Here is a 14,474-nt window from a genome sequence, read left to right as displayed (position 1 = left end):
CGGCGCAGTCTATCATTTGCGCAGTTTATTTTCAATTACCAAAAAGTAGCTTTTACGTTTTAGTATTCGAACATGGCTGAAATAGACTCTTCATTGCTTACGCGGCGTAAAGCTTCTGAAAGCATGCCGCTTAAGGTTAGCTGCGTAACTAAACCCGTTGCCTTCATTTCTTCTGAAAGCGGGATACTGTCGGTTACAACTAATTTGTCTATTTGTGAATTACGTAAGTTTTCCACTGCGTTACCGGAAAAAACAGGGTGGGTAGCGTAAGCGAATACGCGCTTGGCACCGCTTTTCTTTAATGCTTCGGCTGCTTTAGCAAGGGTGCCTCCGGTGTCGATCATGTCGTCAACCATCACGCAGTCGCGACCGGCAACGTCACCAATAATATGCATGACTTGTGACTCGTTCGCTTTCGGGCGGCGCTTGTCAATAATAGCTAGGTCGGTGTCGTTCATTAATTTAGCCATGGCCCGAGCTCGAACTACGCCACCAATATCGGGTGACACCATAACTGGATCATCGAAGGTTTGTAGTTTCATATGCTCAAGTAGCACGGGGCTACCGAACACGTTGTCTACTGGTACATCGAAGAAGCCCTGTATTTGTTCGGCGTGTAAGTCAACGGTTAAAACACGGTCAACACCAACACTGGACAAAAAGTCGGCAACTACTTTTGCGGTAATAGGCACACGGGCAGAGCGAACACGGCGGTCTTGGCGAGCGTAGCCAAAGTAAGGAATGACAGCTGTTATACGACCTGCCGAAGCGCGTCGTAAGGCGTCAACCATAACCACTAGTTCCATTAGGTTATTATTCGTTGGGGCGCAAGTTGATTGAATTATGAAGACGTCCGAGCCGCGGACATTTTCGTTGATTTGAACACTGATCTCGCCGTCGCTAAAACGTCCTACCTCAGCGTCACCGAGTTTGATGTAGAGTCGATCAGCAATTTTGCGAGCCAGCTCGGGTATTGCGTTGCCGGCGAAAAGCTTCATGTCGGGCACGGTAAACCTCAACCTTTTAATATGTGGGTGCGGAAAACGTCGGGATTAGTTTGCCAACTGTGCATTTAATGCTTGGTGCGCAGGAGAAATGTTTTTCCCTTGGGCCACAAAACCACTAAATTTACTTGGTAGCTTTGCCAATGCGCGTTCTGCGGTTGCTTTTGAAGCAAAAGCCGCAAATAAACAGGCACCGGTTCCCGTCATTCTGGACGGAGCGTATTCTAGCAACCACAGGCGTGCTTGCGCAACCTGCGGGTACAGTGATTCGACCAACTGCTCACAGTCGTTGTGGCAATCAGACCATACAACATGGTTGCTTGCTAGTGGTTTTGTATTGCGTGGTAAGTTTGGATGACCAAATATCTCGGCGGTACTAATAGCCACACCGGGGTGCACAACTAAATACCATGCTTCAGCTGGTGTCATGGGCACAAGTTGTTCGCCAACACCGCGGGCTAGAGCTGCATAACCATGAACGAAGATGGGCACGTCGGCGCCTAAAGCAAGGCCAATGTCGGCTAGTTGTTGGTGGCTAAGCTTAAGTTGCCAAAGCTCATTTAATGCAAGTAATACGGTGGCAGCGTCTGATGAACCGCCGCCCAAACCCCCACCCATAGGCAAATATTTGTTGAGCTCAATATGTACACCCGCGGTTAAGCTTGAACGAAATGGCAATAATGCGGTGGCGGCTTTCACGATTAAGTTGTCTTCCTGAGCAACACCCGGCAAGTTGGGTTCAAGGCTAATTGTGCCCGTTTGGGTGTACCAAAAAGACAAGCTATCGCCATAGTCTAAAAACTGAAACAGCGTTTCTAAATTATGGTAGCCGTCGTCGCGTTGACCAACTATATGTAAAAATAGATTTAATTTGGCGGGTGCGGGTAACACTAAGTTGGGGGCTGTCACTCAATTTGGCTCCAGTCATTAATTTGTAAACGTATTTTATAGTCAACATGAGTGATTTCAAGTTCGTGGGGCAGCATAAGCAGGCCGTTTGCACTTTGTACCCTTTGATAGCGGCTCAAGTTAACATGCCATTGCTGCTTGCTACGCCGTGGTCCATTACGTGTAGTAACCATATACTTTGCGACAGTGCCGTCGGCGTAAAAACTAAATTCAGAACCGAACTGTTGCGGTAACTTGCCAGTCATGGCGGTTTCAACCAAGTTGAAGGGCAAGGTTAAGCCCAGTTGCCAGGCCAATAAGTGGTCAATGCTTGGGGCAAAGTGTTGTTCCCCTTTGTTATCAATCAAGCTGGCTTGTACTGGTGTTTGTTCAAGTTGTGCTAAAGTACCACGCAAAGGATGCGACAGGCGTAGCATTGAATGAGCTGAAGTTTTAGCCCACGACAAAGAAGCAGCGTTGCGGTCGTTTTCGCGTAAGTTAAAAAATGCAATGCGGCCCCGAATATGCCAGGCCTGAATGCGAGCAATGTTGTGTTGATGTTGCTGAACTAAAGCATTGGCAACATGTGGGCTAAGTTCGCTATGATTTGGCCGCGAAGAGCACGCAGTTAAAATAACCAAGCTGAAAAAAGGCATAAAAAACATTAAAAGTGTATTTCGCATATTGTTTCGCATTTTTATAGAACAAGAGAGTCGTTTGTCCCGTTTTACCCAGTGGCTTTCAATAGACCCGTGCTTCGCTTACAATATGCCACCCAAATCACGTCATCTGCAGCAGGAAATAACGAACTATTCATGAGCATCCTTGCTATTGGAATTAATCACACCACGGCTACCGTAGACGTGCGCGAAAAAGTTGCTTTTCAGCCGGAGCAGCTCGAGCATGCATTACAATCATTGGTGCAGCAAGGGCGTGTTTCCGAATCGGTCATTGTATCAACGTGTAATCGTACCGAACTTTATTGCCACACCAAAGACGCCGACATAGAGCATATTCTAAACTGGCTGGCAACCTTCCATGCTATACCAGCGGAACGTATTGCGCAGCATATCTACCAACATGAAAACGAGCAAGCAATTAGCCACTTAATGGCCGTTGCTTCAGGCCTTGATTCGTTAGTGTTGGGTGAGCCACAAATATTTGGTCAGGTAAAAGACGCTTACGAATATGCCCGCAAAGCAGGCACTGTTGGTACTGTATTTGAACGTTTGTTTCAGTCTACCTTTTCCGCGGCTAAAGACGTTCGTACAGAAACCAGTGTGGGTCAGAACGCGGTGTCGGTGGCTTATTCAGCAGTGAATTTAGCCAAACACATTTTTGGCGACTTAAATCAAGCGGAAGTGCTTATTGTTGGTGCGGGTGAAACAGCTGAGCTTGCGGCTCGCCATTTGCGTGAACAAGGCGTTAAAAAGCTAAATGTGGCCAACCGCACCATTGCTCGTGCGCAAGAATTAACCGACTTAGTGGGTGGCCAAGCCCATACTCTGGATCAAATAAAAGCATTATTACCCAAGGCCGATATTGTTATAAGCTCCACGGCTAGCCCAGTGCCTGTAATTGGTAAAGGCTGGGTTGAAACGGCCATAAAGGCTCGCCGCCATCGGCCAATGTTGTTTATCGACTTAGCAGTGCCCCGCGACATTGAAGAAGAAGTGGGCGAATTAAACGACGTTTACCTGTACACCGTTGACGACTTACAGAAAATAGTAAGTGAAAATATACAGCAGCGCGAAGAAGCAGCACAAGAAGCCCGTGGCATAATAGAACGACATGTAGTGGACTTCGGCAAATGGTTACAAAGTTTAAATAGTGTCGATTTACTTCGAGAATACCGTGCTACAGGGCAAAGTATTGCCAATAAACAAAAAGAGCGTGCATTAAATGCCATTGCCGCAGGAAAAGATCCTGAGCAAGTTATTCAAGAGCTAACCCAGCGTTTAGCCAATACATTAATGCACAAACCAACGACGGCGATTCAGCAAGCAGGGCGCGAAAACGACTTGAATGCGCTTGCTGCGTATCAAAAACTAATTCACCACGAGGCCGACGACTAAGTATGCTAAAAGCATCATTGATACATAAACTAGAAGCACTTCAAGAGCGTTACGAAGAAGTGCAAGTACTGCTTGGTACGCCAGAAGTTATTTCGAACCAAGATCAGTTTCGTGCTTTGTCGAAAGAATATGCGCAGGTTGAAGAAACCGTACAGTGTTTTAATCGCTGGCAAGAAGCGAAAGCCGACCAAGAAGCAGCGGAAGAAATGCTTGCTGATCCTGAGTTAAAAGAAATGGCCGAGGAAGAGCTTGCCGACACGCAAGAGCGTTTAGAAACCTTAAGCCAAGAGTTACAAATATTATTATTACCGCAAGATCCAAACGACTCGCACCCATGTTATTTGGAAATTCGCGCCGGGGCAGGTGGCGACGAAGCGGCTATTTTTGCCGGCGACTTGTTCCGTATGTACAGCCGTTATGCCGAACAAAATGGCTGGCGCATTAGTATTGTTAGCTCAAACGACGGTGAACACGGCGGCTTTAAAGAAGTGATTGCCCACGTTATGGGCGACGGTGCTTATGGCCGCATGAAATTTGAGTCGGGTGGCCACCGAGTGCAGCGGGTACCAGAAACTGAATCGCAAGGGCGGGTACATACGTCGGCGGTTACAGTAGCCGTATTACCTGAAATACCAGAAGCAGAAGCCATTGAAATTAACCCTGCCGACTTACGAATAGACACCTACCGTGCGTCGGGTGCAGGTGGTCAGCACGTGAACCGTACCGATTCGGCAGTACGTATTACCCATATTCCAACGGGTGTTGTAGCAGAATGTCAGGAAGAGCGCTCGCAGCACAAAAACCGTGCTAAAGCCATGTCGGTATTAACGGCTCGTTTGCAAGCAGCAGAAGACGAACGCCGAGCTGCAGAAGAACAATCTACTCGCCGTAGCTTAGTGGCCAGTGGCGACCGTTCAGAACGAATACGCACCTATAACTATTCGCAAGCACGGGTAACCGATCACCGTATAAACCTAACCTTATATCGGCTAGAGGAAATTTTAGAAGGTAATTTAAACCTTATTCTTGACGCGATTCTACTCGAGCACCAAGCCGACTTGTTATCGTCGCTTGCCGATGGCGGCGAATGAATATAAATGATGCCTTACAAAAGGGTATTGCGCTTTGTTGTGGTAGTGAAACAGCAAAGCTCGATGCCCAACTGTTACTGTGTCATGTATTAAATGTTAACCGCACCTTCTTATACACCTGGCCAGAGCAAACCATAAGCGCGAGCCAGCTCACAGATTATCAAGCGTTATTACAACAGCGCGCCCAAGGCAAACCCATTGCCCATTTGCTCGGCTACCGCGACTTTTGGAGCTTTCGTTTACAAGTAAACGACAGCACCCTTATTCCGCGGCCAGAAACTGAATTGCTAGTTGAGGCTTGCTTAGCATTACCGCTACCCAATAATGCGGTGGTGCTAGAATTAGGTACAGGAACTGGGGCAGTAGCGTTAGCCTTGTCGACAGAGCAGCCAAACTGGCAGCTAGACGCCGTTGATTTGCAACCGCAGGCAGTACAATTAGCCATGCATAATCGCAATACATTGGGTTTAAACCAGGTTAACATTTTTCAAAGCGATTGGTTTAGCGCGGTGGGTGAGCGTACATATCATCTTATTGTGTCAAACCCGCCTTATATAGACCCTGACGATCCCCATTTAACCCAAGGCGACCTGCGTTTTGAACCGCGTTCGGCATTGGTGGCTAAACAGCAGGGGCTAGCTGCTATACAACTTATTATTCAGCAAGCAAAACAGTACTTAAAAGCAAGAGGTTGGCTTGTTTTTGAACACGGTTTCACGCAAGCTGAACAAGTTCGAAAAATCTTTCTAGCAAACGGCTATAGCAACATTACAACACAGCAAGACTATGCAAAGTTAGACCGTATTACCTATGCTCAATACATACCGCAAATAAACAGGTTTACAGCAGATAATGCGGTTAGCTAGTTCAGTAAATCAGCTTGCTGAACAAACAAATAGTTGGCATTAGGTGCATTCTATGGCCATTATCAATTGAGTAGGATGCATGGAAGGAGTAGATAATCCGAATGAATAGTAGATACCTTTTCGCAGATGAGTCGGTGCAACAGCAAGAATTGCCTGAAGATCACTGGAAAATACTCATTATCGACGATGAGCCAGAAGTTCATGCAGTAACCAAGCTTGCATTAAGTGACTTTCAATTTTTAGGCCGTGGGCTTGAGTTTCACAGTGCATATTCGGGAGTTGAAGCCTGCGAATTGGTGAAGGCACACCCCGACGCTGCCATTGTTTTACTCGACGTAGTGATGGAAACAGACGACGCCGGTTTAAATGTGGCGCGGTATATTCGCGATGATTTAGGCAATCGTTATACTCGCATTATTTTACGCACTGGGCAGCCAGGGCAAGCGCCAGAGCGCACGGTTATCGTCAACTATGATATTAACGACTATAAGTCGAAAACAGAGTTAACTGCGCAAAAATTATTCACCGCGGTTATGGCCAGCTTACGTTCTTATCGAGACATTATTTCCATCGTGCATAGCCGCAATGGGTTAGAGAAAATAATTTCGTCAATGAACGACTTATTTGCTTTGCAGTCGATGGACCATTTTATTGCTGGCGTAGTGCAACAGTTAAGCTGGTTGATTGGCGGTGCGCGACAAACTTTATATGCAGCTGCCAATGAAACGAATAAAGACGGCGATTTAAAAATACGCGCCGCCTACGGTGAAGACGCCGACCAACTGGTGGGCCAGCCGATAAAAGCCGCCTTACCAAAAGAAGCCCTGGTGGAGCTATCGGGGGTAGTGAAAACACACAGTATTTATTATGCCGACGACTTTGTTCTTGCCTATTGCCCAAGCCAATGCCGCCCACATGGAGCTTTATTATGCTTAACGGGCTTATCGCGGCCTTTAACAGACAAAGAGCGTGAGTTGTTACAAGTGTTTGCCGACAATGTGCAACTGGCCCTCGACAATGTTATTTGCTTACAAGACACGGACCACCTTTTTGCGCAGCTAGTAACGCGACTTATGGCGCTAGAGAAAGAGCATTATGCCTTATACCCCAAGCAACGTACGTCGTTTGTAAAGCTAGTCGACAAAGTAACCGAACTGCTAGCGTTGCCTTTAGAACAGCGGCAACGAGCGGGTACGGCGGCAGGGCTTTATGAACGTACCGAGTCGTTAATTACCGTTATTGAAGCTCAGCCCGTTAGCAGAGTTTCACCCTGCCAACAACGACTAGTGCGTGCAATTCGACCCTTACAAATGGCTAAAAATAAAGAAGCGCAAATAGCTGTGCGGGCACTGGAAGAGCGGCTTGAACGTTATGACGGAATGGGCTTGCCCGTGGGTAAGCAAGGCGAGGAAATAGCAATAGAAACCAGTGTTTTCAATATTTGCCGAACCTTTTATGAGCTGGTTCAACAAGATATACCCTTAGAAGATGTGTTAAGCCGCCTTGACGCTGAACGTGGCAAACATTATGCGCCGGAATTAAGTGATGCTATTAAGGCAAACTCGCAGGCTTTATACCAGTTTTTAGTTAATGAAAATAAAGTAAGCCATTAACGCCAATAATTATAATAAAGGACGTTTTATGTACATGATGGTTAAGCATTTACACGCTACATTTGCGGTATTAAGTTTAGTGTTTTTACTTTTAAGAGTGTTTTTAGCTTGGAGTAGTGCAACCAAATTAGACAAGCCTTGGCTTAAAGTATTACCACACGCCATCGACGGCTTGCTGGTTGCTTCTATTATTGGCGTGGTAGTGGTAACAGGAATGTATCCATTTAGTGTGCCTTTTGTAACAGAAAAACTGGTTGGCTTTATTGTTTATGTCGTTTTTTCTGTACTAACGGTGTTGGCCTTACGTGGACGCTTTTCTGCCAAGCTAAAAGCACCTTTTGCTGCCTTGGCTATTATGTCGTGGTTTTGGTTGGCTAAAGTAGCGTTTATGAAACATGGTGTTTTATTAGCTGCTATTTAAAGCACAACCGCCAAAGGTTATTTAATTTTTGTTCATAGGAAAAAAGATGAATTTGCAAGAAGTACGGGTTGCAGGAATTGACGTTGCCAATCATAAGCCTTTTGTGCTTTTTGGCGGTATGAATGTTTTAGAGTCAGCAGACTTGGCCATGGAAGTTGCAGCCCATTATGTGGCAGTAACAAGCAAACTAGGCATTCCTTATGTGTTTAAAGCGTCTTTTGATAAAGCCAACCGGTCGTCAATGCATTCATACCGTGGCCCTGGGCTAGAAAAGGGGCTACAAATTCTGGCCGACATAAAAGCAAAGTTTAAGGTGCCGGTTATTACCGATATTCATGAACCTTTTCAGGCGGCGCCCGTTGCAGAAGTGGCTGATGTATTGCAATTGCCAGCATTTTTAGCGCGCCAAACTGATCTGGTGGTCGCTATGGCGAAAACAGGTGCTGTGGTTAATGTAAAGAAACCTCAGTTTTTAGCTCCCCATGAAATGCGTCATATTATTAATAAGTTTGTTGAAGCGGGTAATAATCAAGTGTTGCTGTGCGAACGAGGCAGTAGTTTTGGTTACAATAACCTGGTGGTTGACATGCTTGGTATGGATGATATGAAGCCAATGGCACCGGTTATTTTTGACGCTACTCACGCGCTACAGCGGCCAGGTGGCCGAGCCGACTCAGCAGATGGTCGCCGTGCGCAAGTAGCGCAATTGGCCCGCAGTGGTATGGCTCTAGGTATAGCAGGTTTATTTATTGAGGCGCACCCAAACCCCGAGCAAGCTAAATGCGACGGTCCTTGTGCTTTGCCACTAGCAAAACTTGAAAACTTTTTGCACCAAATAAAGGCAGTAGACGAATTGGTGAAGGGTTTTCCACATTTAGACACTTCCATTTAGCTAACTGCAAAACATCGTTTTCCTTGTCTTTATCTTGTTCGGCAGAGCGCTCTAAGGTATGGTAGAGGTGTATTTAAACACCTGTTTTAAACGAAGGGCGCTATGAGCAAAGCTGCAAAAACAAGTGAGCGAATTCTTCGAGCTGCAGAAAAACTATTTTCCGAAAAAGGCTACGAAGCAACTTCACTAAGAGAAATAACCCAGCTAGCGGAAGTCAATTTAGCCTCCGTAAATTATCACTTTGGCTCTAAGAAAGGCCTTATTCAGGCCGTTTTAGAGCGTTACCAACGCGTTTTTATGCCCGCACTAAGTGCTGAACTAAAACTGCTGGAAGCAACACAAAACATTACCACAGAGCGTATTCTCACCTGCTTCATAGGGCCGTTAGCGGCACTTGAAGAAGTGCGCCAAGGTGGGGCAGAAATATACCTTAAATTACTAGGTTATGGTTATAGCGAAATTCAAGGGCATTTGCGAAAGTTCACTATGAATCGCTTCGGCGACGTGGTTCAGCATGCTTTTCGATTATTTACTCTAGCAAACCCACATTTTGCTGCTGAAACTTTATTTTGGCGACTACACTTTGCGTTAGGTACAGTATTATTTGTACAGGTGTCGGGAAAGGCATTGAATGAAATTGCACGAGCTGATTTTTCTGATCCGAATCCAGAGCTATTTATGACCCAGCGTTTATTGCCGTATGTAGCGGCTGGAATTTCGGCACCAGAGTTGTAAATTTAATCTACCTGTTGGAGTAAGACGGTATGTCTATTGTACTCATTCTTCTTGTTGCGTTAGCGGTTGTATTTGGTGTGCCCGATGTACGGCGCAGCTTAGTTTCGCGGCCTGCGTTTAAATTTTTTAAACGGGTGCTGCCGCCAATGTCGAGCACTGAGCGTGAAGCCATTGAGGCCGGCGATGTGTGGTGGGACGCAGAGCTTTTTTCTGGGCGACCGAATTGGGAGTCTTTACTGGCAACCAAAGCACCAGTGTTTACTGACGACGAACAAAGCTTTATAGACAACCAATTAGAAACGCTGCTAGCCATGCTAGACGACTTCGATATTGTGGCCCATGAGCGTGATCTGCCCGCAGAGGTTTGGCAATATCTAAAGCAAGAAGGCTTTTTTGCCATGATTATTGGTAAACAATACGGTGGCCTCGACTTCTCGCCTGCAGCCAACTCGCATATTGTGGCACGTATTGCCAGCCGCTCCATTAGCACTGCGGTTAGTGTCATGGTGCCAAACTCATTAGGGCCAGGTGAACTGCTTACCCGTTACGGCACTGAAGAACAAAAACAACATTGGCTACCCGCCTTGGCCAAAGGTGACGAATTACCCTGTTTTGCATTAACCAGTCCTGAAGCAGGCTCCGACGCTGGTGGTATTCCCGACACGGGTATTGTGTGTAAAGGCGAGTTTGAAGGCGAAGAAATTGTAGGTATACGCTTAAATTGGGACAAGCGATACATTACTTTGGCGCCTGTTGCTACTGTTTTAGGTTTGGCTTTTAAACTTTACGACCCAGAACAACTGCTTGGTGAACAGGAAGAAATAGGCATTACCTGTGCGCTAATACCCACGTCGCACCAAGGTGTTGAAATTGGTGAGCGGCACTTACCTTTAGGCTTGGCGTTTCAAAACGGTACTACCTACGGTAAAAACGTGTTTATACCCCTCGACTGGATTATTGGTGGTGCAGAGTACGCCGGTAAAGGTTGGCGCATGCTGGTTGAATGTTTGTCGGCAGGGCGTGGCATTTCACTGCCGGCTCTGGCTACTGCCACCGGGCATACGGCTGAACGTATGACAGGCGCTTACGCCTTTGTACGCCAACAGTTTGGTTTGCCCATTGGTATGTTTGAAGGTGTGCAGTCGGCTATGGGCCGTATTGGTGGCTTAAACTACAGCTTAGAAGCTACCCGACGCTTAACTATTACCGCTTTATGTGAAGGCTATAGCCCGTCGGTGATTACTGCTATTACCAAATACCATATGACAGAAATGGGCCGCATGGTGATCAACAAGGCCATGGATATTCATGCGGGCAAAGGTATTCAAATGGGGCCGCTGAACTATTTGGCTAGTGGTTATATGGGTACTCCTATTTCTATTACGGTGGAAGGGGCTAATATTTTAACCCGAAATTTAATGATTTTTGGCCAAGGCGCTACTCGTTGTCATCCGTATGTATTGCAAGAAATGGCGGCTGCGGCAAACCCAGATGAAGAACAAGGCCTAAAGGATTTCGATGGGCTTTTATTACGCCACCTTGGTTTTGCCGTTAGTAATACTTTTGCTAGTGTGTGGCATGGTTTAACAGGAGCTCATTTTGCTCGTGCGCCTGTGGGGGGGGAAGTTGTGCGTTATTATCAGCAGCTTTCCCGCATGAGCCGCGCCATGGCCTTATGTGCCGATGTGGCCATGCTTACCCTTGGTGGCGACTTAAAGCGTCGCGAAATGACTTCGGCGCGGCTAGGCGATGTGCTTTCGCACTTATATATGGCTTCTGCGGTATTAAAGCGCTTTGAAGACGAAGGCCGTATGCAAGTAGAACTGCCGTTTGCTCGTTATGCTCTCGACTATCACTTGCATGCAATTGGTGTCGCTTTCGAAGACTTTTTTAACAATTACCCAAGCCGCTTTGTGGGTTGTTTAATGAAGTTATTAACCTTCCCCTTAGGTGTGCGTTATAAATCTCCTAGCGACAACGACGCACGGGTAGTAGCCAATGCCATGATGAAACCAAGTGTGCAGCGAGACGGGCATACATTCCTTTGTTATTGGAAAGACGATCCGCAAGACACTACAGGCCACATGGAACTAGCTTTCCAGCTAATGCATAAGCTGAAGCCTGTGTATAAGCGCTTACATAAGGCGGAAAAACTAGGTGAGCTAGACGGCAATTTAAGTGGTAAAGCTTGGGTTGACGCAGCGCAACATGCAGGCTTGCTAGACGACCATGAAGTAGCAACTATGCAAATATGTGAAGAGCTACGCCAGCGTGCAATTGCAGTTGACAGTTACGCCTTTGCCGACGTAAAGGCCGGAAACTTTAACAATAGTAAAGCGAACTAAGTTGAAAACTTAGCTCGCTATTACCTGGTGTGTAGGAATAAATAGTTAGTGTTCGTTGGCTAACTTATCCAATAAAGGGTCACGCGTAAGCGGGGCCCTTTGTGTTTGTTGGGTTATGCTTAAAGCCGATAAGGCTGGCGTTGGGCAGCTTCCTTGCTGCACATGATGGTATGCAGTAGCTAATAATGGGTCTTGGCTTGAGCCCCAATCGGCTACCACAGTGTCGGTTGCTGCGCAGGTGGCGGGTATGCCGTCAAAGTAATTTCCAAACCCAGCCGAGTTAACGGTTTGGAAGTTAATCGCAAATAATACCTCATCACAAATTTGTGTTGGGTACTGGCCAACAGGCTTACCACAGGTTGCTTCACCAATGGTTACCACTTCAATAAAGGGCGTTAGGCTATTAATAATAAGCTCAGAAGCAGAGCAGCTGCCTTGCGTGGTTAGCACATATACTCGGTCAAGATTCAGCCGGGTAATGCCTGCACCTAAATCAAACAGTACCGACTGGTCGCTAAAGTTACTGTTGTACTTATAAGTAACAAAGGTTTCATGCTCTACCTTATGCCAAGCGGTTTGTGACGCAATTTGGTTGGCGATACGAATTAAGCCGCCGCCATTATAGCGTAGGTCGATAATCAGTTCGTCAACACCAACAAGCTGATCGAGTGCGTTATTTACATCGTCTTTAGAACGATCAATAAAGGTATCGAACACAAAGTAGCCCACATCGCTATTACCAATGGTTTCGCGTTGGGTATGAAATACCGTGTTGGTTTCGACGGAACGTTTACTCATGGTAGCCGCACTAACGGAATCATCGGGGCTGCGCCACATAATATCGACCGAAACCCCAGCTTTATTTGGCCCAAACATATCTTCGTTAGTGGCAGTACCGTTGGCAAGGCGGGCCAGCCAAGTGGCCATGGCAATGCCGTTTACTTCTATAATTTCATCGGCCCGCTTTAAGCCTATTTCTGCGGCTGGCGAGTCGTCATACACATAAAGAACTTTCATTTTGCCTTCATCGTAAAGGCTTTGTGTACCAAATCCGTAGCCAAAAAACACCGCATTAACATAGCGATCTTCATACTGCTGTTTGGTCATGGTGAACGAGAAGCGATCTCGTGGGCTTTTAATATCATTAAGCAGGTCGGTAATACTACGATAGCTGGCTAAATTCACCTTGCGCGGAAGGTCGGTATTCCACAAATAGTTTTCGTGCATTATATTGAATAGCTGTGTGTTTTTACCAAGTTGTGTACAGCTTGAGCCAATGACCGGAAATTCGGCCGGGTCATCGCTACCACATGCCGTTAATACTAAACTTAAGCTCACTAGGGCAAATAATTTCTTGTTCATAAAGCATGCCTATTAATCAAGAGTAATAACAAACATAATGAGTTAGCATAGACAAATATACAAGTTTGCGAAAGAAAGGTAACCCACAGCATGAGTGGCTTGATTATTGACTTTGAAGGCTTAACGCTAACGGCGGAAGACAAGCTGTTATTAGTCCATCCGGTGGTACAAGGCGTTATTTTATTTAGTCGAAACTACAGTAATAAACAACAACTAGCTCGCCTTATAGCCGAGTTGCGCGCCCTCTGTGGTAGTGAACTGTTGATTACAGTTGATCATGAGGGTGGTCGTGTGCAACGGTTTCGAAAAGAATTTTCGGAACTACCCGCTATGGCCGACATAGGCTTGCTTAACGCAAATGATTCGGCTCAAGCGGAAGCCGACGCTTACGACTTAGGTTGGCTCATGGCAGCCGAATTACGCCAGTTCGATATTGATTTAAGCTATGCGCCAGTGCTCGACTTAATTGGTCCAAGTACGGTCATTGGTAATCGGGCTTTTTCGGCAATACCGGAACAAGTGATATCGCTTGCCAGTTCGTTTATTGATGGCATGGCCGCTGCAGGTATGTGCTGTGTAGGAAAACATTTCCCTGGACACGGTATTGTGGTGGCCGACTCGCATATTGATATTCCTATCGACGAACGGAGCTTTGCTGAAATTCAAAATCAGGACTTAAAAGTGTTTAAAGCCTTAGCTCATAAGCTCGACGCAGTTATGCCTGCGCATGTTATATACAGTGAAGTTGATGCTTTACCGGCGGGTTTTTCACCCTATTGGTTACAAAAAGTATTGCGTGAAGATTGTCAATTTAATGGAGTTATTATCAGCGATGATTTGCTTATGGAGGGGGCACGAGTAGTTGGAAATGTTCCTGCTAGAGCGCAAGCCGCCTACCAAGCGGGTGGTGAATTGCTATTAGTGTGTAATAACCGCCAAGCGGTTAAACAAGTGTTAGAAGAAGTTGAAACGCCATTGTATACTCGCAACGCAGCCCAGTTTTTGCTGCCACAAATAGTTGAGCTGTCGGCTGCTCAAATGGCAAAAAGCCAAGCAACCCTTGCGAAATATAACAACTAAAAAAACGTGCTGGCTATTTTATAGTTGGCACTTACCCTCTAAAAACCTTTTGCATTAGGTCAAAACACAGGCCAATAGATTAAGCCACCTTTCTAAACTCGC

At 46.2% G+C, this 14,474-nt stretch carries 13 protein-coding genes; 9 read left to right on the top strand and 4 right to left on the bottom strand.

Annotated features, from left to right (window positions below; genetic code table 11):
* Window positions 1–59 precede the first annotated feature (59 nt).
* The 3 genes from M1L23_RS09865 to lolB are packed head-to-tail and all read right to left on the bottom strand — an operon-like array spanning window position 60 to window position 2,575.
* Window positions 60–1,007 carry a ribose-phosphate pyrophosphokinase gene (locus M1L23_RS09865; RefSeq protein ID WP_252627204.1) on the bottom strand — a complete coding sequence of 316 codons (948 nt, stop codon included), beginning with the start codon at window positions 1,005–1,007 and terminating at the stop codon, window positions 60–62.
* 45 nt (window positions 1,008–1,052) lie between these two features.
* Window positions 1,053–1,913, bottom strand: a complete 861-nt coding sequence (gene ispE, locus M1L23_RS09860) for a 4-(cytidine 5'-diphospho)-2-C-methyl-D-erythritol kinase (RefSeq protein WP_252627203.1) — start codon at window positions 1,911–1,913, stop codon at window positions 1,053–1,055.
* Window positions 1,910–2,575: a lipoprotein insertase outer membrane protein LolB gene (gene lolB, locus M1L23_RS09855; protein WP_252627202.1), complete on the bottom strand. Its 666-nt coding sequence runs from the start codon at window positions 2,573–2,575 to the stop codon at window positions 1,910–1,912. The genes ispE and lolB overlap by 4 nt, the downstream gene beginning before the upstream one ends.
* Before the next feature lie 132 nt (window positions 2,576–2,707).
* On the opposite strand from lolB, the gene hemA reads away from it, so the two are divergent.
* The 8 genes from hemA (at window position 2,708) to M1L23_RS09815 (ending at window position 11,930) form a co-directional block, all read left to right on the top strand.
* Entirely contained in the window at window positions 2,708–3,967 is a 1,260-nt protein-coding gene (gene hemA, locus M1L23_RS09850; RefSeq protein WP_252627201.1) for a glutamyl-tRNA reductase, read from the top strand.
* Window positions 3,968–3,969: 2 nt separating this feature from the next.
* Entirely contained in the window at window positions 3,970–5,058 is a 1,089-nt protein-coding gene (prfA, locus tag M1L23_RS09845) for a peptide chain release factor 1 (protein WP_252627200.1), read from the top strand.
* Window positions 5,055–5,924, top strand: coding sequence for a peptide chain release factor N(5)-glutamine methyltransferase (gene prmC / locus M1L23_RS09840; protein ID WP_252627199.1), 870 nt, complete (start codon window positions 5,055–5,057; stop codon window positions 5,922–5,924). The genes prfA and prmC overlap by 4 nt, the downstream gene beginning before the upstream one ends.
* A gap of 101 nt (window positions 5,925–6,025) precedes the next feature.
* Window positions 6,026–7,537, top strand: coding sequence for a response regulator (locus M1L23_RS09835; RefSeq protein WP_252627198.1), 1,512 nt, complete (start codon window positions 6,026–6,028; stop codon window positions 7,535–7,537).
* Window positions 7,538–7,571: 34 nt separating this feature from the next.
* On the top strand, window positions 7,572–7,958 hold the full coding sequence (locus M1L23_RS09830; protein ID WP_252627197.1) for a SirB2 family protein: 387 nt from the start codon (window positions 7,572–7,574) through the stop codon (window positions 7,956–7,958).
* A gap of 46 nt (window positions 7,959–8,004) precedes the next feature.
* Window positions 8,005–8,850 carry a 3-deoxy-8-phosphooctulonate synthase gene (kdsA, locus tag M1L23_RS09825; protein WP_252627196.1) on the top strand — a complete coding sequence of 282 codons (846 nt, stop codon included), beginning with the start codon at window positions 8,005–8,007 and terminating at the stop codon, window positions 8,848–8,850.
* Window positions 8,851–8,952: 102 nt separating this feature from the next.
* Window positions 8,953–9,585, top strand: coding sequence for a TetR/AcrR family transcriptional regulator (locus M1L23_RS09820; protein WP_252627195.1), 633 nt, complete (start codon window positions 8,953–8,955; stop codon window positions 9,583–9,585).
* 29 nt (window positions 9,586–9,614) lie between these two features.
* Window positions 9,615–11,930 carry an acyl-CoA dehydrogenase gene (locus tag M1L23_RS09815; protein ID WP_252627194.1) on the top strand — a complete coding sequence of 772 codons (2,316 nt, stop codon included), beginning with the start codon at window positions 9,615–9,617 and terminating at the stop codon, window positions 11,928–11,930.
* Window positions 11,931–11,975: 45 nt separating this feature from the next.
* Here the strand turns inward: M1L23_RS09815 and M1L23_RS09810 are convergent, their stop codons facing one another.
* Window positions 11,976–13,292, bottom strand: coding sequence for a S41 family peptidase (locus M1L23_RS09810; protein WP_252627193.1), 1,317 nt, complete (start codon window positions 13,290–13,292; stop codon window positions 11,976–11,978).
* Between the two features lie 90 nt (window positions 13,293–13,382).
* On the opposite strand from M1L23_RS09810, the gene nagZ reads away from it, so the two are divergent.
* Window positions 13,383–14,372, top strand: coding sequence for a beta-N-acetylhexosaminidase (gene nagZ, locus M1L23_RS09805; protein ID WP_252627192.1), 990 nt, complete (start codon window positions 13,383–13,385; stop codon window positions 14,370–14,372).
* Window positions 14,373–14,474 lie beyond the last annotated feature (102 nt).

It is taken from the genome of Aliidiomarina quisquiliarum, from assembly GCF_023922585.1.
Lineage (GTDB): Bacteria > Pseudomonadota > Gammaproteobacteria > Enterobacterales > Alteromonadaceae > Aliidiomarina > Aliidiomarina quisquiliarum.
The sequence above is the reverse complement of the archived record's forward strand: the minus strand, read 5'-3'. Positions and strand labels throughout refer to the sequence as shown.